This is a genomic window from Erythrobacter sp. SN021, assembly GCF_021864455.1.
Genome location: NZ_JAKKUW010000005.1, coordinates 59244 through 81734 on the forward strand (window position 1 = coordinate 59244; position 22491 = coordinate 81734).

24 protein-coding genes and 2 tRNA genes are annotated in these 22491 nt (G+C 62.0%); 16 read left to right on the forward strand and 10 right to left on the reverse strand.

All coding sequences use genetic code 11. The annotated features are described in order from the left end of the window. Positions 1-21: 21 nt before the first annotated feature. On the reverse strand, positions 22-684 hold the full coding sequence (locus L5849_RS11765) for a hypothetical protein (RefSeq protein WP_236925736.1): 663 nt from the start codon (positions 682-684) through the stop codon (positions 22-24). A 208-nt stretch (positions 685-892) separates the two neighbouring features. Between L5849_RS11765 and L5849_RS11770 the strand changes: the two genes are divergently transcribed. The 3 genes from L5849_RS11770 to L5849_RS11780 are packed head-to-tail and all read left to right on the forward strand — an operon-like array spanning position 893 to position 3515. Further along, positions 893-2353: an FAD-dependent oxidoreductase gene (locus L5849_RS11770; RefSeq protein ID WP_236925737.1), complete on the forward strand. Its 1461-nt coding sequence runs from the start codon at positions 893-895 to the stop codon at positions 2351-2353. Continuing rightward, positions 2350-2985, forward strand: a complete 636-nt coding sequence (locus L5849_RS11775; RefSeq protein WP_236925738.1) for a c-type cytochrome — start codon at positions 2350-2352, stop codon at positions 2983-2985. Before L5849_RS11770 ends, L5849_RS11775 begins: the two co-directional genes overlap by 4 nt. A gap of 41 nt (positions 2986-3026) precedes the next feature. Next, entirely contained in the window at positions 3027-3515 is a 489-nt protein-coding gene (locus L5849_RS11780) for a cupin domain-containing protein (RefSeq protein ID WP_162814983.1), read from the forward strand. A 153-nt stretch (positions 3516-3668) separates the two neighbouring features. Here the strand turns inward: L5849_RS11780 and L5849_RS16160 are convergent, their stop codons facing one another. The 3 genes from L5849_RS16160 to L5849_RS11790 form a co-directional block, all read right to left on the reverse strand. Beyond that, positions 3669-3974, reverse strand: a complete 306-nt coding sequence (locus tag L5849_RS16160; RefSeq protein WP_368735740.1) for an Arm DNA-binding domain-containing protein — start codon at positions 3972-3974, stop codon at positions 3669-3671. Positions 3975-4136: 162 nt separating this feature from the next. Next, positions 4137-4212, reverse strand: a tRNA-Thr gene (locus tag L5849_RS11785). Between the two features lie 34 nt (positions 4213-4246). Continuing rightward, positions 4247-4320, reverse strand: a tRNA-Cys gene (locus tag L5849_RS11790). Between the two features lie 126 nt (positions 4321-4446). Between L5849_RS11790 and L5849_RS11795 the strand changes: the two genes are divergently transcribed. Then, positions 4447-5226: an acyl-CoA thioesterase II gene (locus tag L5849_RS11795; RefSeq protein WP_236925739.1), complete on the forward strand. Its 780-nt coding sequence runs from the start codon at positions 4447-4449 to the stop codon at positions 5224-5226. Between the two features lie 37 nt (positions 5227-5263). On the opposite strand, the gene L5849_RS11800 is transcribed toward L5849_RS11795, so the two are convergent. Together L5849_RS11800 and L5849_RS11805 are read right to left on the reverse strand one after the other, a co-directional pair. After that, a complete protein-coding gene (locus tag L5849_RS11800) occupies positions 5264-5488 on the reverse strand; it encodes a hypothetical protein (RefSeq protein WP_236925740.1) in 225 nt (74 codons plus the stop codon). Positions 5489-5827: 339 nt separating this feature from the next. Beyond that, on the reverse strand, positions 5828-6388 hold the full coding sequence (locus L5849_RS11805; protein WP_236925741.1) for a hypothetical protein: 561 nt from the start codon (positions 6386-6388) through the stop codon (positions 5828-5830). A 405-nt stretch (positions 6389-6793) separates the two neighbouring features. Here L5849_RS11805 and rsgA point away from each other — a divergent pair, with 405 nt between their 5' ends. Both rsgA and L5849_RS11815 read left to right on the forward strand, forming a co-directional pair. Beyond that, on the forward strand, positions 6794-7885 hold the full coding sequence (rsgA, locus tag L5849_RS11810; RefSeq protein ID WP_236925742.1) for a ribosome small subunit-dependent GTPase A: 1092 nt from the start codon (positions 6794-6796) through the stop codon (positions 7883-7885). After that, positions 7882-8637 (forward strand): VOC family protein, encoded by a 756-nt coding sequence (locus L5849_RS11815; RefSeq protein ID WP_236925743.1) that lies wholly within the window; start codon positions 7882-7884, stop codon positions 8635-8637. The genes rsgA and L5849_RS11815 overlap by 4 nt, the downstream gene beginning before the upstream one ends. Before the next feature lie 61 nt (positions 8638-8698). On the opposite strand, the gene L5849_RS11820 is transcribed toward L5849_RS11815, so the two are convergent. From L5849_RS11820 to L5849_RS11830, 3 genes are all read right to left on the reverse strand, one after another. After that, the gene (locus L5849_RS11820; protein WP_115417630.1) at positions 8699-9493 is read right to left on the reverse strand and encodes a crotonase/enoyl-CoA hydratase family protein; all 795 of its coding nucleotides are present in this window, start codon (positions 9491-9493) and stop codon (positions 8699-8701) included. A gap of 79 nt (positions 9494-9572) precedes the next feature. Further along, positions 9573-10253 (reverse strand): winged helix-turn-helix domain-containing protein, encoded by a 681-nt coding sequence (locus L5849_RS11825; protein WP_236925744.1) that lies wholly within the window; start codon positions 10251-10253, stop codon positions 9573-9575. Positions 10254-10355: 102 nt separating this feature from the next. After that, the gene (locus L5849_RS11830) at positions 10356-11543 is read right to left on the reverse strand and encodes an LL-diaminopimelate aminotransferase (protein ID WP_115417631.1); all 1188 of its coding nucleotides are present in this window, start codon (positions 11541-11543) and stop codon (positions 10356-10358) included. A gap of 135 nt (positions 11544-11678) precedes the next feature. On the opposite strand from L5849_RS11830, the gene L5849_RS11835 reads away from it, so the two are divergent. The 8 genes from L5849_RS11835 to L5849_RS11870 all read left to right on the forward strand — a co-directional run bounded on the left by L5849_RS11835 (position 11679) and on the right by L5849_RS11870 (position 19170). Then, positions 11679-13544 (forward strand): alpha/beta hydrolase, encoded by a 1866-nt coding sequence (locus tag L5849_RS11835; protein ID WP_236925745.1) that lies wholly within the window; start codon positions 11679-11681, stop codon positions 13542-13544. Positions 13545-13965: 421 nt separating this feature from the next. Next, the gene (locus L5849_RS11840) at positions 13966-14415 is read left to right on the forward strand and encodes a phasin family protein (RefSeq protein ID WP_236925746.1); all 450 of its coding nucleotides are present in this window, start codon (positions 13966-13968) and stop codon (positions 14413-14415) included. Positions 14416-14623: 208 nt separating this feature from the next. After that, the gene (gene clpS, locus L5849_RS11845) at positions 14624-14986 is read left to right on the forward strand and encodes an ATP-dependent Clp protease adapter ClpS (protein ID WP_174223761.1); all 363 of its coding nucleotides are present in this window, start codon (positions 14624-14626) and stop codon (positions 14984-14986) included. Positions 14987-14993: 7 nt separating this feature from the next. Continuing rightward, positions 14994-15977 (forward strand): HNH endonuclease, encoded by a 984-nt coding sequence (locus tag L5849_RS11850; RefSeq protein WP_236925747.1) that lies wholly within the window; start codon positions 14994-14996, stop codon positions 15975-15977. A gap of 33 nt (positions 15978-16010) precedes the next feature. Beyond that, positions 16011-17234: an LptF/LptG family permease gene (locus L5849_RS11855; protein ID WP_115417993.1), complete on the forward strand. Its 1224-nt coding sequence runs from the start codon at positions 16011-16013 to the stop codon at positions 17232-17234. Between the two features lie 8 nt (positions 17235-17242). After that, positions 17243-18340, forward strand: a complete 1098-nt coding sequence (lptG, locus tag L5849_RS11860) for an LPS export ABC transporter permease LptG (protein WP_236925748.1) — start codon at positions 17243-17245, stop codon at positions 18338-18340. Beyond that, positions 18337-18855: a GNAT family N-acetyltransferase gene (locus L5849_RS11865; protein WP_236925749.1), complete on the forward strand. Its 519-nt coding sequence runs from the start codon at positions 18337-18339 to the stop codon at positions 18853-18855. The genes lptG and L5849_RS11865 overlap by 4 nt, the downstream gene beginning before the upstream one ends. Before the next feature lie 60 nt (positions 18856-18915). Continuing rightward, positions 18916-19170: a hypothetical protein gene (locus L5849_RS11870; protein ID WP_236925750.1), complete on the forward strand. Its 255-nt coding sequence runs from the start codon at positions 18916-18918 to the stop codon at positions 19168-19170. A 232-nt stretch (positions 19171-19402) separates the two neighbouring features. Here L5849_RS11870 and L5849_RS11875 read toward each other — a convergent pair whose 3' ends face one another. Beyond that, on the reverse strand, positions 19403-20491 hold the full coding sequence (locus L5849_RS11875; RefSeq protein ID WP_115417638.1) for a fatty acid desaturase: 1089 nt from the start codon (positions 20489-20491) through the stop codon (positions 19403-19405). Positions 20492-20640: 149 nt separating this feature from the next. Here L5849_RS11875 and L5849_RS11880 point away from each other — a divergent pair, with 149 nt between their 5' ends. Further along, positions 20641-21804 carry an N-acetyltransferase gene (locus L5849_RS11880; protein WP_236925751.1) on the forward strand — a complete coding sequence of 388 codons (1164 nt, stop codon included), beginning with the start codon at positions 20641-20643 and terminating at the stop codon, positions 21802-21804. 128 nt (positions 21805-21932) lie between these two features. Further along, positions 21933-22364 (forward strand): response regulator, encoded by a 432-nt coding sequence (locus L5849_RS11885; RefSeq protein WP_115417640.1) that lies wholly within the window; start codon positions 21933-21935, stop codon positions 22362-22364. Positions 22365-22491 lie beyond the last annotated feature (127 nt).

Below are 22491 nucleotides of genomic sequence, written 5' to 3' on the forward strand. Positions count from 1 at the left end.
CCCGGCCAACTGGAACGGGGATCACGCATTGGGCGGGCGAACACCGACAACCATGGTGATGAGCCAAACCGGCACGAGAACCATATAGGCCATCAGTGCGGGCTCCGCGAGCAAGGGCGCCGAGACGAGATTGCCCAGCCAGGCCATCGCCGTCGCGCCGCCCAGCACCCATGAAACCGCGCGAAATGCGCGCATCGTTCCATCGGCCGCGAAACCGATGAGGATCCACCAGAGAGCACCCAGCAGGAATTCGGCGCGCCCCCAGAGACCCACATTCACGACAGCGGAGATCGTTGTAAAGCTGTCGCGCAGGGCAATGCGGGCGGCTTCGTCAGGCGCCGATTGATAAAGCGCCGAGAGCGTGGGCCAGGCGACCGAGAGAGCGGCTGCACCGATAGCACCGATGAGGCAATATCCGACACCGAACACAGTCGCGTAATTCATCACCGGATTGGCGCGCAGCCGCAGGTGAAGGAAAATCGCTATCGGAATCTGCAAGAGATAGAAGCCCAGCATATCGGCCAGCATGGCCCTCTCGAGCCAGAGTATCGCGGCCCCGTCGAGCTCGACCATTGCAGCGGGATGCTCAAGCAGAGCCGCATCGAAATCGACGCCTGTCAACAACAGCGGGTAAACGGCCAGGCACAAGGCGGCGGCCAGGAGCGCTGCCGCCCTGATAGGCATGAGTCCTACTCTATCTGTCATACTACCACATCCTTCCTTCTCTTCGCGACGCTTCACCCACGCACGGACAGTCACGATTTATTTTATCGATTTATATCTGTTTTACAAGGCCGTTGCCCGGGCAACACGAGTACATTCTGTCACAGATTGACCAAACGTATCATCACAGCTATCCCTTGATTCGATAATTATCGTGTTTGGGGAAGGTATGAATAACCAATCGGCACGCGGCCCCGCAATCGATCGCCGCAGCCTCCTGGCGAGCGGCGCACTAGCTGCGGTTGCGGTATCCGCCACCGGTGCGACCGATGCGGTCGCCCAAGGTGACCCGGAAATTCTCGACGTGATCATCGTGGGTGCGGGGCTCGCAGGCCTGACCGCGGCTCGCGACCTCGACCGGGCAGGGAACAACTCCTTCGCGGTGCTCGAAGCACGGGACAGGGTTGGCGGCCGCGTCCTCAATCACAGGCTGGCCGGTGGACATTTCAGCGAGGCCGGGGGGCAATGGATCGGCCCTGGCCAAACGGCCATTGCCGACCTGGCCCGCGAGCTGGAAGTCGAAACCTTCGACTCGATTTACGACGGGCGTATGGTCTTTCGCTGGGGCGCCGATCGCGTCGCTTTCGAATCCGACGGTTCGATTGAAATCGAAGCGGGCTTGATGAAGCGACTGGACGCTCTTGCGGCGCAAGTGCCGCATGACCGGCCGTGGACGGCGCCCAACGCGCGCGAACTGGATCGCATGAGTATTGCGCAGTGGCTCGCGCGCCAGAACGTCGGTGGTCTCGATCTGCTCACGATGAAGATTGCCGCCGTGCTGACGGTCGGCAGCGGCATCGGGAACTGCTCGATGCTCTATTATCTCTCGATGCTGAACTTTGCCGGGGGCTTCCAGCGCCTCGAAGCGCAGAAGGGCGGTGCACAGCAGACGCGGTTCGTCGGCGGCTCGCAGGTCCTGGCCGACAAGATGGCGGACGAGCTCGGGGCCAAGGTGCATCTCGGCACCGCCGTCAAAGCAATCAGAAATTGGAATTCGGACATCGTCGAAGTGGAAACGACGAAGGGGCGGCTGCGCGCCCGCCGCATCATCATGGCGCTGTCTCCGCCACTCTGCCGCAAGATCGCATTCGCCCCTGCGCTGCCCAATGCGCGCCGGGCCTTGCAGGACCGCTGGCCCGCGCATGCGCCCATGTGCAAGTCCGCGATGGCGTACAAACGCCCGTTCTGGTTCGACAAGGGGTATAACGGCCAGATCCTTTCCGCCGATGGGCCGCTGATCTGGGCCTACGACAATTCGCCTCCGCAGCAGGAGATCGGAGTTATCAACGCCTTCCTTCGCGTCGGGGAGGTCAGTCCGGATCACGAGACCGCCAAGCGGCAACTGACAAAGCTCTTTGCGGAGTCGATGGACGATGACAGGTTCCTCGTGCCGACGGAGTTCCACCTGCACGACTGGGGGCAGGAGGAATGGAGCGTGAGTTGTGTGTCGCCCATGCCCCTGGGCCTCCTGACCAGCCCTCTCATGGCGGCACTCGACGAGCCTTGTGGCCGGTTGTGCTGGTCGGGCACCGAAACCGGAGGCATCTGGAACGGCTATATGGACGGCGCCGTGCGGTCCGGCAGGAAAGCCGCTCTGGAAACGCTCCAGGCATTGAGGGCCGAGGCATGAAGCGCCGCACGGTCCTGATCGGAGCAGCCCTTGCCCTCGGTGTCGGCTATTTCGCCTATCCTCTGGTCGATACCTATCTCGCGGCCAATGCCATCGAACAGCGCATGGCAAGCGAGGCTCAAGCGATCGAGCGGCAGCCGATCCTGCAAGTCGCCGAAGGCTGCTTCGGCTGCCACGGCGATGGCGGAAAAAGCAAATCCGACATCTACCCCTCGATTGCCGGGCACCCGAAAAACTATGTCGCCGAACAACTGCGCGCCTACGCAGATGGCTCGAGAAGCTCCCCCATCATGCAGCCCCTGTCACTTTCTTTGAGCGATGCGGAAATCGACAGCCTTTCGAGCTGGTTCGCCGCTCAAGACGGGCCTGCCACGAAACTACAGTCGGTCCCCCAAGCGCTGGCCACCTGCACGGCATGCCATGGCGCGGGCCTAGAAGGCTCGGCCGATCCCGGCAATCCCGCACCGAGGCTCGCCGGCCAGGGCGCGGACTATGTCCGGGCGCAGCTTCTGCTTTTCAGAAGCGGCGAACGCGCGGACCCCACAGGAGCAATGAATACCATCGCCGCGGTCATGGCCGAGAGCGACATAGACGAGGCGGCCAATGCTCTCGCGACCGCTAATCGGCGATGAAAACCGCCGAACCAGTCCCGTTTCAAGAAGAGGAGAATGCAATGAGCAGCAATGCAATCAAGGTGATCAGAAAAGCCGATGGCGACTGGCTCGACCTGACGGGCAAGGTCCCGGGCGCGGAAGGAGTCAGTATCCGGATGCACGATGTCGACCAGGATACCGGACGGGTGGTCATGTCGGTTCGCTTCGAGCCCGACGCCAAGATGCCACGCCATTCGCATCACTGCACCGCCCTCGCCTACACCCTGTCCGGTCGCTGGGCCTATGACGATGGCAGCTATAGCGAGGGCGACCTCGTTCTCGAATCGGTGGGCAACAACCATCTGCCCTGGAGCGATATCGGAACCGAGATGCTGCTGGTCTTCGAATCGCCGAATGGGCAGTACCTGGACAACCAGTTGGAAGATGGCACGTGCTTCCATCTGGGAATGCCGTTTTTCAGCGCCGTCGCAGAGATGTCGGCCAGCGAGTGGGAGACGGCCGAAGTCCTCGGCCTGGTCGAAATGATCCCGGAAATGCGCGCGGCCTGAGCCAACATGCACCCGGGGCCTTCGTAGCAGCCATCGGATCGACAGATCTCGAAGGCCTCAAACCCGCGTCGGTCCAGGGTGCACAACTCAAGGCAAGCGCGCCGACAGCCGCCGCGATCGCCAGAATACTCTTCGGAAATCGCTTATCCGGCTTCACTGCGAAGGTGCAGGTTCCGCAGGCGAGTCCCGGGATATGCGGCGGTACGGCAAAGCCGTCCCCGATCCCGCATTGACCGCACGACGAGCATCATCATGCCGCTCCCGTGCGTCGGCGAGCCGTGCTTCTGGAAACAAACCGAGTGAAAGGCGCTTCTCGGAGCCGAGGAGCCGATATTTGTAATACCTGGAGCTGGGTTCGAACCGCTCGGTCGGACTCCGCGGTGCATGCTTCGGTCGTCGGACTACCCATAGTGCCGGTCGGAGGGCTTGAACGCCGGTATCTTTGCGGCCTTCGGGGATATCGGGGCATCGCCTTCTTTCTGGTCGCTATGCGCCCAACCATTGCCCCCAAAGCTGCCAGATTTGTGGGCACTTCATGGAACAAGCGAGATACCGGCTTCGGCCAATATGGCTGGAAACCCGCAGAAAATCACCGATTTGAGACGTTTTGAGAAGAGGCAGTGGTGCCGCTTACAGGACTCGAACCTGTGACCCCATCATTACGAATGATGTGCTCTACCAACTGAGCTAAAGCGGCACTTCCTCCCCGCGCTCCGCGGCGCCGGGAAAAGTGGAGGCCCGAGCCGGAATCGAACCGGCGTGCAAGGATTTGCAGTCCTCTGCGTAACCACTCCGCCATCGGGCCTCGCCCTTGCCTCTCGGCACGGGAAGCGGCGCACTAGCGATTCTCTGCCCTAAAGGCAATCGCGCTTTCACGCCTTACGTAACGTCAGTCTGGACGCGCGGCGCGATACTGGCAATGACCATGTGCATGAGCATTGCCAACCTCCTCGATCCGATCACCGCAAACGGCGGCAAAACGCGCTTTTCCGGGCTCGACCACTGGATGCAGGGAAGGACGCTGTATGGCGGCGCCTCCGCGCTGATCGCCTATACTGCGGCGACCCGCGCCTTTCCCGACCTGCCTCCCTTGCGCGCAGCGCAGGTGGCCTTCGTCGCGCCGACCGGCCCCGAGGTCGAGCTGCGGCGCGAGGTCGTGCGGCAGGGGCGCAATGTCGCGCAGGTGAAGAGCGAAATCTGGTGCGAGGACCAATGCACGCTCACCGCTTTCTGGCTGTTCGGTACCGAGCGCGAGGCGAATGCGGTGCATGATGCCGCCCCGGTTGCCGACTGGCCCGGTGCGCCCGAAGATGCCGAACCCGCGATGCACGGCAAGGGTCCGGCCTTCATCCAGAACAACTTCGAAATCCTGCGCGCGCAGGAAATGCAGGGGCCGGGCGAACCGGTGGTGCGCCGCTGGGCGCGGTTGACGGACCGCGAGGGGCTCGACCCGATAAGCGAGTTGATCCTGCTGGGCGATGTCCTTCCGCCGGGAGCGATGCGCGCGATGCAGCGGCAAGGCCCCATCAGTTCGATCAACTGGAGCTTCAACCTGCTCGAGCCCGAGCCGGAAACTCGCGATGGTTGGTGGATGAGCGAGAATGCCAGCCAGCACGCCGCGCATGGCTATTCCAGCGAAAGACTGCGGCTGTGGAATGCCGATGGTAAGCAGATGCTCGATGGCATGCAGTGCGTGGCGGTGTTCGGGTAAGGGGGTGGAAGGGGCAGGCAGGGCCTGCCCCAAGGTTTCACGGCGCGTCGCAATTACCGTAGGTTACGCGATAATTGGACGACGACGTCACGCCTTCCGAAACTTCCCAACCATTGCAATAGACCGTGAAGGTCCCGATCACTGCACCGCTATTGTCCAGATATGTGTAGCGGATGTGAAAGTCGTGGTTCGGATATGCCGCGGCAGGTGCGGAAGCTGCCGCCAGAGCTGCGGCTACTACGCCCATAATACTCTTTTTCATCATCACTCTCCTAACAACCAGACTATTGCTGGCGATTTATACTTTATCATCCAGATGGATTCGGCACAAACCCTTTTCATATATTTTCTCTTATAGTTAATTCTATCGTCATACTTATTGGGATGCATTTTCCCAATCACGTCATTTCGCATGGGCTCTAGATTGCCGATGGCCGGAAGGGCGACATGCAGTCCTATTCCTGGCGTTTCGCGGCTGACACGACATCGCGGTGACAAAGGCGACAGTGCGTCACCCGTCATTTTCGGCCTGCAAACTTCTGAAATTTCGAGATTACCGTGCATTTTCGCGAGGGTGACAGATGGTATGACGCCCCGCCCCCTACCCATCCCCCTCATAGCGCGCGTCGAGTTCCTCGTTACTGTCGTCGAGCCAGTGTTCCGGCCCCCGCTCGACCCGGTCGGCAAGCGCAGCGAGATCGCCGGGTTCGAAGGCAGAGGCAGGATTCCCATCGTCGATCGGGGTCCTGACGAAATGTCCGCGCATGGCGATCAGCGCCAGCGTCAGCCGCTCGTCATAGCGGCGCGAGGTGCCGACCAGCTCGCCATTGTAGTAATGGGGGACCTCGACCCCGTTGAGCGCCCGGTCGAGCGCGGCCTCGGCGAGCACGTCGAAGCGCGAGACGAAGGCCGCCTCCCACGCCTTGTCGAACGGCGTGCCACGCAACCGCGCGCGCAGGCGATAGGCCGACTGCCGACTCATGCCGACAACGCGCGCCGCAGCCGAGACATTATGGGTCGCCCCCAGTTCGCGCAGGAAGGCTGCCTGTTTCGCGGGCGTCCAGCCGTCGTGGCGGGCGGTGCGGGAGGTTGCGGGGAGAAGCGCCGAAGCAGCATCGTCACTGCCCTGCGCAAACGAAACGGGGTGCGGTTGGTCTGTCATCCGCAAGGTTAAGGCAAATTCGGCGCGAGTAGGAAAGGGGGTTTTGGTGGACGAGGGAAGCGGCGCACCGGGCTACAACTTTGGATGGCGTCTATGCGTGGAAAGCGGACCGTCTGGTTTTGGTCCGGCAACACGGCAAATCGGTGCGTGCCGATGTTGCTGCTCACTACATACCGCCCGACCCCTGAGCCTTGAATTCCGGCGGAGAGAGGACTAGGTTCGAAACAGGAAAAGTGGAGCTTTGATGTCCCGGTGAAGTGGGGAGGAAAACCATTCCTCCCGGTGCAAATCTAACGAAGCGTGAACGTTGCCAAGTCCGTCTTGGCGACCGCTGATTTGCGACCTCAGAACTTTCTGACACTTTACGCCCGAGCAGTGCTTGCGGCGACATGAAAGCTATTCACAATGACCAAGGATTACTCTGTCTTTCTTCCGCCCAGGAATGCGGGCGCCCCCATCCAGCGACAACCGACAGTACTGGAAACACTGGGCTGGCAACCCTTCTTCTCTCAACAGGTCAGCGCAGACGAGCTGTCTCGAACTCCGCCCGTCCGCATCGTCGAAATTCACCGCAGCGCGCTGCATGTGGTTGGTGATAATGTCGACCGGACAATCGTGCCGATAGAAGGCGCTGCTGTCGGCGATTGGATAATGCTGAATCCCGAGCGACCGGGCGCGAGCCGCATCCTCGCCAGAAAGAGCCTGATCAAGCGGCGTGCACCGGGAACCGACCGGCGACTGCAGCTCATCGCTGCCAATATCGAAACGATTTTCGTCGTCTCGTCGTGCAACCAGGATTTCAACATCGCACGCTTGGAGCGCTACATCGCCATTGCTTTCGAAGCAGACATCGCGCCGGTCATCGTCTTGACGAAATCCGATCTGGTTGACGAGACCGACAACTATCTGGCCAAGGCTCAGGCGATCTCCGATCTGGTCCCGGTCGTTGCCCTCGATGCACGCGGCGACGAGCCGAAAACGAAGCTCGGCCCTTGGTGCAAACCGGGCCAGACTGTCGCGTTTCTCGGCTCGTCGGGTGTCGGCAAATCGACCCTCACGAATGCTCTGGCCGGAAGCGATGCAATCGCCACTCAACCGATACGAGAAGACGATGCAAAGGGTCGCCACACAACCACGCGCCGCCAGTTGCACCTGATCCCCGGCGGCTGTGTCGTTCTCGATACGCCGGGAATGCGAGAGCTTCAGTTGACCGACGCAGCCCTCGGCATCGACACTGTCTTTGCCGATCTCCACGCGCTTGCATCCCACTGTCGATTCAAGGATTGCCAGCATGTTTCCGAGCCGGGATGCGCAGTCCTGGAGGCCATTGAGCTCGGCGACATCGAAGAGGCCCGGCTGACCCGCTGGCGCAAGCTCAAGGCGGAAGAGGCCTTCAACAATGCCAGCCTCGCGGAACGCAGGTCAAAAGACAAAGAGTTCGGGAAGATGGTCCGGCGGATCAAGAAAGCCAAATTCGACCAAGGAGGTGCATCATGAACGCGGACAAGATCGGCCGGATCATCTGGCATGACCTGTTCTCGGGTGACCGCCAGCGCTCGATGGAGTTTTATCGGCGCGTGGCTGGTTGGCAGTATATGACCGAGCATGCCACGGACTTCGCGTGGGGCGGCGGCGAGAAGGAGTTCATCCTCGCGCTACTGGATGACGAAGCAGGTGCCGACATTGCACAAACACCTGAAGCGTTTCCGAATAGCTGGATCGCCTATGTGGAAGTCGCGGACGTCGATGCGGCGTGCGCTCAGGCCGAGAAACTCGGCGGAACCATCCTGCGCGAACCCTTCGAGGTTCCGGGAGTGGGTCGCAACGCGTTGCTGCGGGATCCTGCTGGCGCGCTCATTGGCTTGGCGCTCTCACGCCATGACTACCCCGCTCCGGCGCAGCAGTTTGGGCCAGAAGTCTATCTGGCGGGGCAGTCCGAATTCCCAACCGCGTTCTACTCGAAATTGTTCGACTGGACTCTTTCCACCGAACCGAACGGGGCTGATGGAGATCGCCGCATCGTCGGATCCTCCTCAACCGAGATCGGACGCTATGTGATTGGCGGCATCAAGGATGCAGAGTCAGCCTGGCTTCCTGGCGTGCGTGTCGCCGACGCTCGATCCGCCGCGCGGGAAGCCAATTTGCTAGGATCCCAACTGCTTGAAGGCGAGCCATCCAGAGACCGGGAGAGCAGTCTTTTGCTCATGCGCGATCCGGACGGTGCGTCGATATCCTTGGTGGAAATCTAGTGTAGGGCACGATCCATTGCGGTCTCGAATGTCCGCAATGGATCGTCAGCCGGCTCCCCACTCACCCGAACTTCGGCGCGCGTTTCTGCATTTCCGCCATCACCGCCTCCACCTGGTTGGGTGTGCGGATGATGTCGCCCTGCTCGACGCTTTCGGCCATCAGGATCGCATCCTCGCCCTCTTCCTGCATCACCTTGAACAGGCGCTTGGCACCGCGAATGGCGTCGGGGTTCTTGTTCGCGATGGTTTCGGCGATGGCGGTGGCGCGGGCGAGCGGATCGTCCTCGACCATGGTGGCAAAGCCGAGGCCGAGCGCATCCGCACCGGAAAATTCGCGGTTGGTATAGGTCAGCTCGCGCAGCACATCGTCGCGCACCAGGCCGCGCCACAGGGCATAGCCGCCCATGTCGGGCACGAGGCCCCATTTCATTTCCATCACCGCCATGCGGGTTTCGGGATGGACCACGCGGATATCCGCGCCGCTGGCAATCTGCAGCCCGCCGCCGAAGCACACGCCGTGCACCGCGGCGATCACCGGCACGGGGCACTTGCGCCAGGTCATGGCGACTTCCTGCCACATATTGGCATTGCCATAGGTCCGTTCGGTGATCGGCTTGCGATCGGGATCGGGCGCGGCGGTGAAGTTCGACAGGTCGAGCCCGGCGCAAAAGGCGCGTCCTTCGCCCGACAGGACTACCACGCGCAGCCCCGCCATCTCGCGCAAGGCATTGCCCGCATCGATAATCGCGCCGAACTGGGCGGGGTCGAGCGCATTCATCTTGTCGCCGCGGGTGAAGCGCACCTGCGCCACGCCATTGTCGGCCAGATCGATGGAAACGCGGTCGTTGAAATTCATGGCTCTGCCTCTCGTCGGAATTGTCGCTTGCCGCCTTGGTACCTTACGTAAGCGTAAAGTCCAGCGACGACGAGGCAGGTCAGGCGCAATGCACGCGGATTTTCTCCGCCGCGGCTTCCGCCGCCGGGGAGGTGGCAAGGCAATAGCCGCCTTCAGGATGCGTCCGTACCAGCCAGTCGCAGCGCGCGACCGCCAGCTTTGCGCGCAGGCGCGATACATGGACCGCGAGCGAATTGGTTTCAGGCAGATGCTCCAGCCGCCAGACTTCGCGCATCAGACGCCCGTTCGACACCGGAATGCCGGGCGTTTCAGCCAACCTCCAGAACAGCTTGAACTCGCGTGGGTGCAGCCCCAGCCAACGTCCTTCGACCGTGCCGTCGCGGTGGAACAGGTCGAGCGTGACCGGACCTGCCGCCAGCCGCCGCGGCATGGCGCCTTCCGCGCCTTTGAGCCGCAGGAGCCGCGTGCCCAGTTCGACGAAGGCGATGCGGCTGCCCAACGCGTCGCCGAAGCCCCTGGCGAGCAGCCCGGCGCGTTCCGCCGGATCGTCGACGCCGATCGCGACGATACATGCCGGCCCTGCCAGATCGCGCCAATGTGGCAGCCTGCTGTCCAACCGCCAATCGAGAACGCCGAGCCGGCGCATACAATCCCGCGCGCGGTGGGTTGCATGGTCCATCGACCAGTTCACGAGCCGCAAGTCCCAGCGTGCCGGGATCGAAGGACCGCGAGAAAGCCACTGGAGTTCTGGAAAAGTCATGTATCGTCCCTTCCCTCGGATAAATCCGAGAGTGAAGACAACGCATGTATTTGGGAACGGGGGTAGCGTAGAATTACTACCGTTCCGGATGTTTTTTCGGCGCTATCCGCGCGCGTGTTCGGCGAGGAAACGCTTTATATTGCGCGCGGCCTGGCGGATGCGCTGCTCGTTCTCGACCATGGCGATACGGACGTACCCCTCGCCTTCCTCGCCGAACCCGACCCCGGCCGCAACGGCAACCTCCGCATGCTGGAGCAGCTGTTTGGAAAATTCGAGGCTGCCCATGTCTTCGAAACCGGACGGAAGCTTCGCCCAGGTGAACATGCTGGCAGGCGGCGAAGGAATTTCCCAGCCCGCGCGCGCGAAGCTTTCGACCATCACGTCGCGCCGCTGCTGGTAACGCAGGCGGTTCTGTTCGACCACGTCCTGCGGCCCATTCAAAGCGGCGCAGGCGGCGGCCTGGATCGGCGTGAAAGCGCCGTAATCGAGATAGCTCTTAACCCGCGTCAGCGCAGCGACCAGCTTCGTGTTGCCGACGCAGAAACCCATCCGCCAACCGGCCATGGAATAGGTTTTCGACATGGAAGTGAATTCGACCGCCACATCCTTTGCGCCGGGCACTTCGAGAATCGAGCGCGTGGGCTTGCCGTCATAATAAAGCTCGGAATAGGCGAGGTCGGAAAGCACCCAGACCCGGTTCTCTCGCGCCCATTCGACCAGTCGCTCGTAAAAGGCGAGGTCGACCGTCTCCGCCGTGGGATTGCTGGGATAGTTGACCACCAGCACCGTCGGGCGCGGGACGGTATAGGCCATCGCATTGTCGAGCGCCTTCCAGTAATATTCGTCGGGCGTCGTCGGCACGCTGCGAATGGTGGCGCCGGCTATGATGAAGCCATAGGTGTGGATCGGATAGGCCGGACTGGGCGCGAGGATCACGTCGCCCGGCGCGCTGATCGCGGTCGCCATGGACGACAGGCCCTCTTTCGAGCCCATGGTGACGACCACCTCGGTTTCGGGATCCAGCTCGACCCCGAAACGGCGCTGGTAATAATTCGCCTGCGCGCGTCTGAGGCCGGGGATTCCCTTGGATTGGGAATAGCCATGCGCGCTCGGCTTGGCGGCAACTTCGCACAATTTGTCGATGACATGCTGGGGCGGCGGCTGGTCCGGATTGCCCATGCCAAGGTCGATAATGTCGCGCCCGGCCTGCCGCGCGGCATGCCGCATCGCGTTGACTTCGGCGATGACGTAGGGGGGCATGCGTTTGATACGATAGAATTCGTCGGACATTCAGGCCTCGTGGCGCGTTGAGTGAGCCACACTGATTACCTATTCACGGTGCAGGTGCAATCGGCCTAGATGCATGAAGGCGTGCAATATCCTATGGCCCGCACAACAGACGCTTGGCACCAGGCAGGAGCGAGAATGACCGAAGACGGCCCCGATCCCTTCACCAATATGTTCGAAGCCCCCGCGAAATTCGCGCGCGCCTTGTTCGCGCCGATGAGCGCGGCGAGCGCGAATGCGCCGCTGACGCCCGAGGATATGCAGCACTGGGCCGAGGTCGGGACCAAGCTGCAATCCATGTGGATGGAATATCAGGCCGAACAGATGGCCAATCCGCAGGCGCTGGCCCCCTATTTCGATCCGTCGCGCTGGATGCGCATGGCGGAAGACTGGTATCGTCAGATGCCGATCGCCGACCCGGCGCAGCAGCAGGCGCTGATGCAGGAAGGCATGGCCCTGTGGCAGCAGGTGCTGGGGCAATACGGCTTGGGCGCGGACGGGCAGCCGGTGGCCGAAGGCGAGCCCGACCTGCCGCGCAAGGACCGCCGTTTCGCCGACCCGCGCTGGCGCGCCCATCCCGCCTATGCGCTGATTCACCAGACCTATCTCTTCCTCGCCGAACGCGTCGCCGAGATGGTCGACCGGATGGAAGGCCTGTCCGACGACAAGCGCGAGCAATTGCGCTTCTCCACCCGCGCGATCACCGAGGCGGCAAGCCCGTCGAATTTTCCGCTGCTCAATCCGGTGGTGATGGAGCGCACGCTGGAGACGCGGGGCGACAATCTGGTCAAGGGCATGGAGCACCTGCTGGCGGACCTGCGCCGCGGGCAGCTCTCGCACACCGATGCCAGCGCCTTCACCCTGGGCGAGAATATCGCGGTAACGCCGGGCAAGGTGGTCCACGAAACCCCGCTCTACCAGCTCATCCAGTATTCGCCGACCACCGAGGAGGCAATGGCAACGCCGCTGGTGATCTTCCCGCCATGGATCAACCGCTTCTACATCCTCGATCTGAACGCCAAGAAGAGCTTCGTGCGCTGGGCGGTCGACCAGGGCGTGACCGTCTTCATGGTGAGCTGGAAATCGGCCGATGCGAGCATGAAGGACGTGATCTGGGACGATTATGTGCGCGGCCAGATCGATGCGATCGACCATATCCGCGAGCGGCTCGACGCGAAAAGCGTCCACACGATCGGCTATTGTGTCGCCGGTACCACGCTGGCGGCCACGCTTGCCCTGCTCTACCGCCGCGGCGAGCAGGACAAGGTCAAGAGCGCAACCTTCTTCACCGCGCAGGTCGATTTCGAAAAGGCGGGCGAGCTGCTCAATTTCGTCGACGACAACCAGCTCGGCATGGTCAAGGCGATGAGCGCCGACGGCTATCTCGACGGGCGTTACATGGCGGCGACCTTCAACCTGCTGCGCGGCACCGACCTGATCTGGAACTACGTCGTCAACAATTACCTGCTGGGCGAGGATTACCCGGCCTTCGACCTGCTCCACTGGAACGGCGATGTCACCAATCTGCCCGCCAAGTGGCACCAGCAATATCTGCGCGATCTCTACCGCGACAACAAGCTGGTCGAGGCCGATGCGCTGAGCGTGGACAACACGCCGATCGATCTCGGGATTGTCGAGACTCCGACCTATGTCCAGGCGGGCAAGGAAGACCACATCGCCCCTGCCGAAAGCGTCTGGAAAATCACCGAGCACTTCAGGGGGCCGCTCAAATTCGTCCTTGCCGGCTCGGGACATATTGCGGGCGTGGTCAATCCGCCGGAGGCAGGCAAATACCAGTACTGGACCAATGACGGCGCGCCCCGCAGCCTCGCCGAATTCCGCGAGGGGGCGGAAGAGCATCCGGGAAGCTGGTGGCCCGACTGGGTCGATTGGCTGCGCGCGCAAGACGACGAAACCGTGCCCGCCAAGGGCAAGCGCAAGCCGGGCGGCAGAGGCGACAAAGTAATCGAAGATGCGCCGGGACGCTACGTCGCCACGCGCTAACGCGCTGAAAACACGGTCTGTCGCGAGTTATTGTGCGCTGCACAAAAACCGCTTGACTTCGCAGGTGCAATGTCTATTTTGTGCAGTGCAACAAAGCGAGGTTTCCCATGGCCGAGAGCCAGAGCAAGATCGATGCCGCTGCCGATAAGGCCTTTGCCGAGGCTGCGGAAAAGAAAACCGCCGATGCGGTGAATGCGAAAGCGGTCGAAAAGGCCGTGGAAGCGGACACCACGGCGCCGGTAAAGGCCGACGCCGTTGCCAAGGCCGTGGCGGCCGAGCCGAAGAAGGCCGCGCCAAGGTGGCCGCCCCGGCCAAGACGCCGGTCGCAGCCAACTAGATCCAGGCCGCCCCCAAGAAGGCAGCCACCGCCAAGGCGAAAGCCGCGAAGACCACCCCGATTTCCCATTTGAAGGACACCATCATGGCCACTGCGAAGAAAACCGCCGAAACCGAATACGCCGCCAAGGCAAAGGAACTGGCTGCCGATGTGCAGACCCGCGCCAAGGCCGCCTATGACAAGGGCACCGAACTGACCAAGGACGCCGTCGAATTCCAGAAGGGCAATCTCGAAGCCCTCGTCGAAAGCGGCAAGATCCTCGCCAGCGGTATGCAGGACATGGGCCGCACCTATGTCGAGGAAGCCAAGTCGGCTGCCGAAACCGTTCAGGAAGACGTCAAGAAGTTCGCCGCCGTCAAGTCGCCGACCGAGCTGTTCCAGCTCCAGGGCGAAATCGCCCGTCGCAACTTCGACGCGCTGGTTTCGACCACCTCGAAGAACACCGAAGCCATGCTGAAGCTCGCCAACGAAGCTTTCGCTCCGGTTTCGAACCGCATGAGCCTGGCTGCCGAAAAGGTCCGCAAGGCCGCGTAAGCGAACCACACAAGCTTCAATCCGCCGGACACTCTCTCCTCTCTCCCTCGTTCGGCGAATTGGACACCGCGGGCCGGATGGTTTCGAACCATCCGGCCCCTTTTTTGTCCGGTTCCTCAATGGAAAGGGCGCTTTCGCACCGATGCGCGCATTTGACCGTCGCTCACGCCTTGCGATTTGCAGGCGCGTTACGATAATGGCCCCAGCAATGATCCACGCCCTGCCCCCCTTCCCGATCCGCGCCGCCGACGGCGATGACGACTCCCATGAAGGCGACGGCCAGGTCGGCATTGCCACCAAGACCCGCGCCAAACCCAAAAAGCCGAGTCAGTACAAGGTGCTGCTGCTGAACGACGATTACACGCCGATGGAATTCGTCGTGATCGTGCTCAAGCGCTTCTTCCGGATGGATATGGAGGAAGCGACAAGGGTGATGCTCCACGTTCACCAGAAGGGCGTCGGCGTGTGCGGCATCTTCCCTTACGAGGTGGCCGAAACCAAAGTGAACCAGGTGATGGATTTCGCCCGCCAGAACCAGCACCCGCTGCAATGCACGCTGGAAAAGGCGTGAGTGCCACTTGAAGATCGGCGATTTGAATGGGCAGGTAGCGGCAGCCAAATCAGATTGGCTACCTGGCGTGACATATCTTGGTTTCACTCCAGCAAATGGATCTCTGTCGGCCCGGGCCGCGAGGGAGGCAACTATCCAGTCCCAAGTGGATGGGGGGTACGTCCTTGAGTATGTCACGAAAAAGTTCGACGATCCTAATGAAGGATTTCGAGACGATCCGCGCATCATTCAAGAGAAATCGAGCCATTCGGAGGTGGCAGGTAAGTTCATTGCTGTTCACCGACTTCGGCACTCTAGTCGCCCGTTAAGAGAGATCGTGGGCGATCAAGAATACGAGCTGCTTCAGGACATGTGGGCTCAAGGTGCCGATCGGCACAGATGGTCTGTCGCATTCCCGATCATCGAAACTTACGAAATTCTCGGCAGGCCTGACGCGAAGGAGCTCTTGGGAGAAGAGCTCTATCGACAACACTTTGCCTATTCGACTTCTATCCTGCGGCCTCTGAATGATGAAGTTCGGGACGCAATTGCAGACCTGGAGATAGAATGGAAGGAAGCTCCAAATGCCTGGATCGCACTCGAGGACGAGATAGAAATCGCGGAACGGGGCGGCTTTCCGGAACGTACGCAAAAGCTGATCGACCAGGACCTTCGAGCGAATGCCCTCGAAGGTCATTCTGCAGAAAGGAAAGTCAAAATCAGAGTGCGGGCCGCATGGCTGGCAAACAACTTCTGGCTCGCGCAGTTCAGGGAGAACCAGGCTCGATGCGCTGTTTGCGGATTCGATCCCTTACGTAAATACGGCGACACGGGCATCAAGCTAAAAACGCTTCTCGATGTTCATCACCGGAACCCGCTTGCGGAGGGAAAGCGTCTCACGACATTTGCCGACCTCGTACTGTTGTGCCCCACTTGCCATCGAGTGGAGCACAAATTGCTAGGTATCGGCGAAAGCCTATTGGGGCATGACCTCACCGCAAAACCGCGCTAGGGCGAGGTGCAAAGGCAACTGACCGGCGAAACCTTGTTCAAATTCCTCCCCGCCATCGATCGCTATATCTTCCGGCTCGTCATCGTGCCGATGATGGGCGTGTTCGTGGTCGCGGCCTCGCTGCTGATTCTCGACAAGATGCTGCGTCTGTTCGATTTCGTGGCGGTCGAAGGCGGGCCGGTGGGCGTCGTCTTCAAGATGCTGATGGCGCTGATCCCGGAATATGCCAGCCTCGCCATTCCGCTCGGCCTGCTGCTGGGCATCCTGCTGGCCTTTCGTAAGCTGGCGACGTCGAGCGAACTCGATGTGTTTCGGGCGGTAGGTCTGGGCTATGGGCGGCTGCTGCGTGTGCCCTATCTGATCACCGCCATCCTGATGGCGCTGAACGTGGCGCTGGTGTTCTTCATCCAGCCGGTCAGCCGCTATTATTACGAACAGATGGAATATGAATTGCGATCGGGCGCGCTCGGTGCCTCGATCAAGGTCGGCGAATTCACGACCCTGGCCGATCGCATGGCGCTGCGGATCGAGGCGAGCGAGGATGACGGGCGCCGCCTGATGGGCATTTTCGCGCGCGTGGCCAACGATAAGGATCAGGTCCTGTCGATCTCGGCCAAGGAAGGGGCCTTCCTGGCCACGACCGACAATCCCGACACCATCATCCTGCGGCTGACCGATGGAACCATCGTTCAGGATACCGGCAGCAAGACCCCGCGCGTCCTCACCTTCACGCGCCACGACCTGCCGATCGACTTGCCTGCGATCGAGAAATTCCGCGCGCGCGGCGATGCCGAACGCGAGTATATCCTGCCCGAACTGCTGCGTATCGGCTGGAGCGAGGGAGAACCGGAAGACAAGCGCGATGCAAGCCAGGCGAGCTTCAATTTCCGCCTGGTCGAGGTAGTGATGATGGCCCTGATGCCCTTGCTGGCCGTAGCCCTGGGCATACCGCCGAAACGATCGACCAGCGCGCTCGGCGTGTTCCTGTCGATCATCATGGTGGTCGCCTATCACAAGGTGAACCAATACGGGGAGGATATCGCCGCGCTCGGCCGGATCGATCCGATCCTGGCGCTATGGGGGCCGTTCTTCCTGTTCGCCGCCCTGATCGTATGGATGTATTGGCGCGTCGCCCATGTGCCGGGCGGCCAGGCCATCGGCGCGCTCGAAACCTGGTTCGGCAAGCTGACCAAGCGCCTCGGCAAACTGTTCAGGCGCCGCCGACACCTGCAGATCGACCTTTCGGCAGCCGAGTAGCCAACATCATGCAGTTCGACTTCTTTCCCTCGCGCACGCTGACGCTCTACCTGGCGAAGATGTTCGCCGCACGCATCGTGGCGATGCTGTTCGTCCTGGTGCTGGTGCTGATGATGCTCGACCTGCTGTCGAACAGCGGCAAGATCCTCGCTGTAGCGGGCAATGGCCAGGGCGAATTGCTGACCTATGCGGGTCTCAGGATACCGCAGCTCATATCGCGCTTCCTGCCCTATTCGGTCCTGCTGGCAACGTTGATAACGCTGGTCACGCTGAACCAGAACAGCGAGGTGATCGCGATGAAGGCGGCCGGGCTTTCCGCGCATCAGGTGCTTGCGCCGCTATTGCTGACCGCGGGGCTCGTCTCGCTGTTCACCTTCGCCTTCAACGAACGCGTGGTCACCCGCGCGACCGAAACGCTGAAAGCGTGGGAGGCGGTCGATTACGGCCCGATCCCAACCGAAAGCGGCGTGCGGGCGAATGTCTATCTCAACGATAACGGCAATATCCTGACCGCCGCCTATCTCGCCGGGGCGGGCGAGGCGATCGCAATGCGCAAGGTCACCTGGTACGAACGCAATGCCGAAGGGATGATCGTCGAGCAGATCGACGCCGATCGTGCGGTCTATGCCAATCCCGGCTGGCGGCTCGAGGGCGTCACCCGGTTCCGCGTGCAGAGCGCGCTTACCGACACGCCGCAAGCCATGGTGGTGGGCGAAGGGCTCACTCCCGACCAGATCGACCTCGCCAAGATCGATTCCGATGCCGAGCCTTTCTGGGAGCTCACCCGGTCGATTGCCGAATTCGAAAGCGCCGGGCGGCGGACCGACGAATTGCGCGCGAAATGGTGGCACAAGATTTCCGGGCCGCTATCCGCTTTCCTGATGCCTCTGCTGGGTGCCGTCGCGGCTTTCGGTTTGGCGCGTTCAGGGCAGCTTTTCGTGCGCGCGATCATCGGCATGGCGCTGGGCTTTGCCTATTTCGTGGTCGACAATGCCGCTCTCGCCATGGGCAGTTTTGGCGGCTATCCGCCTTTTCTCGCGGCCTGGGCGCCGTTCCTGCTGTTCCTGCTGATCGGTGAGACGGTCCTCGTGCGGACCGAGGAGTGAGCGATTTCTCCATTCGGTTAGCGCGGCTTGCCGACGCGGAGGCCCTGCCCGCGATCGAACGCGCGGCAGGCGAGCTGTTCCAAACCGTCGAAGGGCTGGCAGGCGTGGCCGGGATGCACACCATTCCGGCCGAGGAGCAGCGGCGGATGATCCGCAAGGGCCATTCGCTGATTGCAGAGAGCGAAGGCGGGATCGTCGGCTTTCTGTCCACCGAACCTTTCGACCGCGAACTGCATATTCGCGAATTTTCGGTCCATCCGGAGCACCAGGGGCGCGGCATCGGAAGCGTGTTGCTGCGCGCCGTGGCGATCGATGCCCACAATAGCGGGTTCCGCGCCATCACGCTGACGACATTCGGCGATGTGCCCTGGAACGGGCCGTTCTACGCCCGGCATGGCTTCGAGACGATTTCGGACCTCGACGCGCACCCCCGGCTCGCGGCGGACATCGAACGGGAAGTGGAGCATGGCTTGCCGCAGGACCGACGCATCGCGATGATAAAATTCTTGGGCTGACGGGAACCGCCTCAATTGCGGCGCATTGATGCCACAATATTGCCACAAAGGAGATTTGGCATGAATAAGTTTGCAGTTCCCGCGCTCGCCGCCGCTTTTGCGCTTGCCGCTTGCGGCGATGCCGATGCCCCCGCGACCGACGAGGCCACGACCACCGAGATCACCGAAACCACCGTGGTCGAGCCGGTTGCGACCGAAACCGTCGTCGCCGAACCCGTCGAGGGCGAAGAAGGCTCGAGCCTGACCATCGATGGCGGCGATGTCGATGCGACCGTCAGCGAAGACGGCGTCCAGGCCAAGATCAAGGTCGACTGATACAGCCAAGTTTACCCGGCCCATTGCCGGGTGAAATGCGAAGGCCGCTCCCACCCACCGAGGGGAGCGGCCTTTTTCGTTGGGTGCGCTATCGACCTCCGTCGAAGGCTTGCGGCACCAACCCACTCCCCCACCCGGCCACCCACGGCACGTATTTTATGGGTGGCCGGGTGGGGGAGTAGGCTGGTGCCGCCGCAAGGTCGGGACGGATGTCCCGACCGCACGCAACGAACTATCGCATCGTGTTCCGCGCGATACGCGCGACCAGCACGCCCATCCCGGCATGGTTGGCGCCGTGATAGCTCGAATCCGCCTCAAGCTCCGCCACCAGACGCCGGTGCGCTTCCGGCAGCGAGTGATAGGGCATCGAGGGCATCAGGTGGTGCAGCGCGTGGTATCGCAGCCCCACCGGCGCCCACAGTTCGGCGATCATGCCGGGCGGCGGGACATTGACGCTATCGAGGAACTGCGCGGTAACGGTCATCGCCTCGCCCTCGTTCTCCCACAGGTGAGCGACCAGCGTGCGTAGCTGGTTGAGCAGCGCAACCACCGAAGCCACGGCGAAGGCCACCAGCAGCGGTTTCCAGCCAAAGGCGAACACGCTGCCGATCAGCGCCCAGCTCCACAGCATGCCGCCGACTTCCTGAAATACCACGCGCGGGCGCAGATCGCCTTCGGGCGGGCGGCGCCGGAAATCGGGATTGATCGCCAGCGCGCTGAGGCGTTGCCAGGTAAGCCGACGGATGGGCGGGATGATCGCCCCCAGCGGCACCAGCACCGCAAAGCGGAACAGCAGGGCAGCCGGGGCCAGCAGCGCGATCAGCACGAAGGCGGGCAGGCTCCACGGCTTCATCAGCGCGAGAGGCAGATATTCCGGATCCTCGATCGTGCCGTATTGCGTGCGCTTGTGATGCAGCGTGTGCACCTGTTCGTACATGAAGGACGGAGTCAGCATGGGAATCCCGACCAGCAGGTTCCACGCCGCGCTGAAGCCGGGCAGCGCGCCGTTCCGGAAATGCGATATTTCGTGGATGAACAGCAGCGCGCGGTAGAGCGCGAGGACCGATAGAACGCCGAGCGCGAGCGCCACCGGCACGCTTTCAACGAGAATGGCGCCTGCCAGTGAGGCATAGCCGACCAAGGCCGAACCGATCATGTCCGGCCAATATATTCCCGCGCGGTGTGCGGCGATGTCCTTGGTCAGATCGCGCGCCGCGCGCAGCATCGCCTTGTCGTCGGGTATCTGGGCATGCCAACCCGAGCCCGCCTCGCGTCGCGAGGCGATATCGGCAGCCGAAATCCGTGTTTGTTGCACATTCATGGTCGAAATTCCCGGGGCGTCTCTATCCGAAAACACGCACGCGATACAGCGCACGGTGTCGATCATAGTAATCGTGGCGGCGCGTTTCCTTGACAAAGATCAGCTAGCGCACACAGGGCTAATCCAGGCTGAACGAAGGTAACGCGCGAATGTCGGATGCGAATGTGGTGATAGAGGCAGTGGAAGGCAAGAAGGGCCGCGCCGAGTTTGTCGATATCGGTCGGGCGCTGGCCGCACGCGAACCGCATTCCGTGCCGCAACTGCGTTCGGAACAATTGGAATTGGTCGATCCGGGTAAGAACCCCTTTTTCGGCCATGCCTCCCACCAGCTCTTCATCGCCCGCCGGAAAGGCAGGCCGGTGGGCCGCATTTCCGCCCATATCGATCATCTTGCCCTCGAATTGCCGCACGAACAGGGTTTCGGTCCAGGCGCGGGCATGTTCGGCTATTTCGATGCCGAGGACGAAGGCGCGGCGCATGCGCTTCTCGCGGCGGCCGAGCGCTGGTTGCGCGCCCAGGGCATGACCCGCGCGATCGGCCCGATCTCGATGTCGATCTGGGAAGAGCCCGGCCTGCTCGTGAAAGGCCAGGATCACGCGCCGCTGATCATGATGGGCCACCACCCGGCTATATACCGGCAATGGATCGAGAGCGCGGGCTATGCGCGCGCCAAGACGTTGCTGACATACGATCTGGACGTATCGGGGGATTTCCCCCCGCTGGTGCGCCGCATCGTGCAATCGGGCCAGCGCAACAAACGCATCACCGTCCGCCCGGTCGACACAAAACGCTGGGACGAGGAAGTCGAGGTAATCCTTTCGATCCTCAACGATGCCTGGTCGAACAACTGGGGGTTCGTTCCCTTCACCAGTGAAGAAATCGCCTATGCCGGCAAGAAACTGAAGCCGATCATTCACGAGGAGATCAATCTGGTGGCGGAACTGGACGGGCGGCCAGTCGCCTTCATGCTGACCTTCCCCGACGTCAACCGCGTACTGCGCAAGGTGAATGGCAAGCTGTTTCCCTTCGGATGGTTCCACCTGCTGCGCTGGATGCGCAAACCCATCGGCGCTGATATGCGCGTGCCCCTGATGGGTGTGCTCAAGGAACTGCACAATTCGCGTCTCGCCAGCCAGCTTGCCTTCATGATGATCAGCCAGATCCGCGACACCGCCACCCGGCTCTATGGCACGCAGCGCGCCGAGATCGGCTGGATCCTCGACGACAATAAGGGGATGATGGCAATTGCCGATGCCATCGAAAGCAGCGTCAATCGCGAATATGCGATTTATGAAAGGCCGATCGCCGATTGAACCGGGCCGGCTGTCGCAATTTGGCCACGGTCCGCAGTCAAGCGACAGGCGGCGGGAACTGCATCGGCGCGCCCACCGTTGGCGGAACACACGCGCGATACCGATATCGCCACCCCTTACGAGAACCGATGACGCAGCACCCCAAGACCCGCGCTCGTGAAAAGCTACCGGCCCATGTGCTCGTGGTGGAAGATGATGCCGTGCTCGGCCTCACGATCGAACAGGCGCTGCTCGATGCCGGCGTGGCCAAGGTGGCGCTGTCCGCCTCGACCGAGGAAGCCCTGCGCCATTTGCGCGACGATCAGCCCCAGGTAATCGTGCTCGACGTGCACCTTGCCGACCGCGACGATGGCTGGGCCATTGCCGAACTGGTCCGCACGCTTGGCCCGGACAGCCCGCGTATCATTTTTTCGACCGGCGCCCCGCAGGACATTCCCGCGGACATTGCCGCGCTCGGCTGTATTCTCGAAAAACCCTATGACGCGGACATCCTGGTGGATCTGCTGCGCCAACCCCGGCGACAGGGCATCATCTCGCGCCTGCGCGGCGCCCTGCGCTGATACCTTCGCGGGGCGCTTTGCCCGCCCCTGCCTTCGCATGTCCTCGCCGCAAAATCCCGAGCGCGGACCGTCGCATGGAAAAAGACCGTCGCATGGAAAAAAGGCCTCCGCTGCTTATGCAACGGAG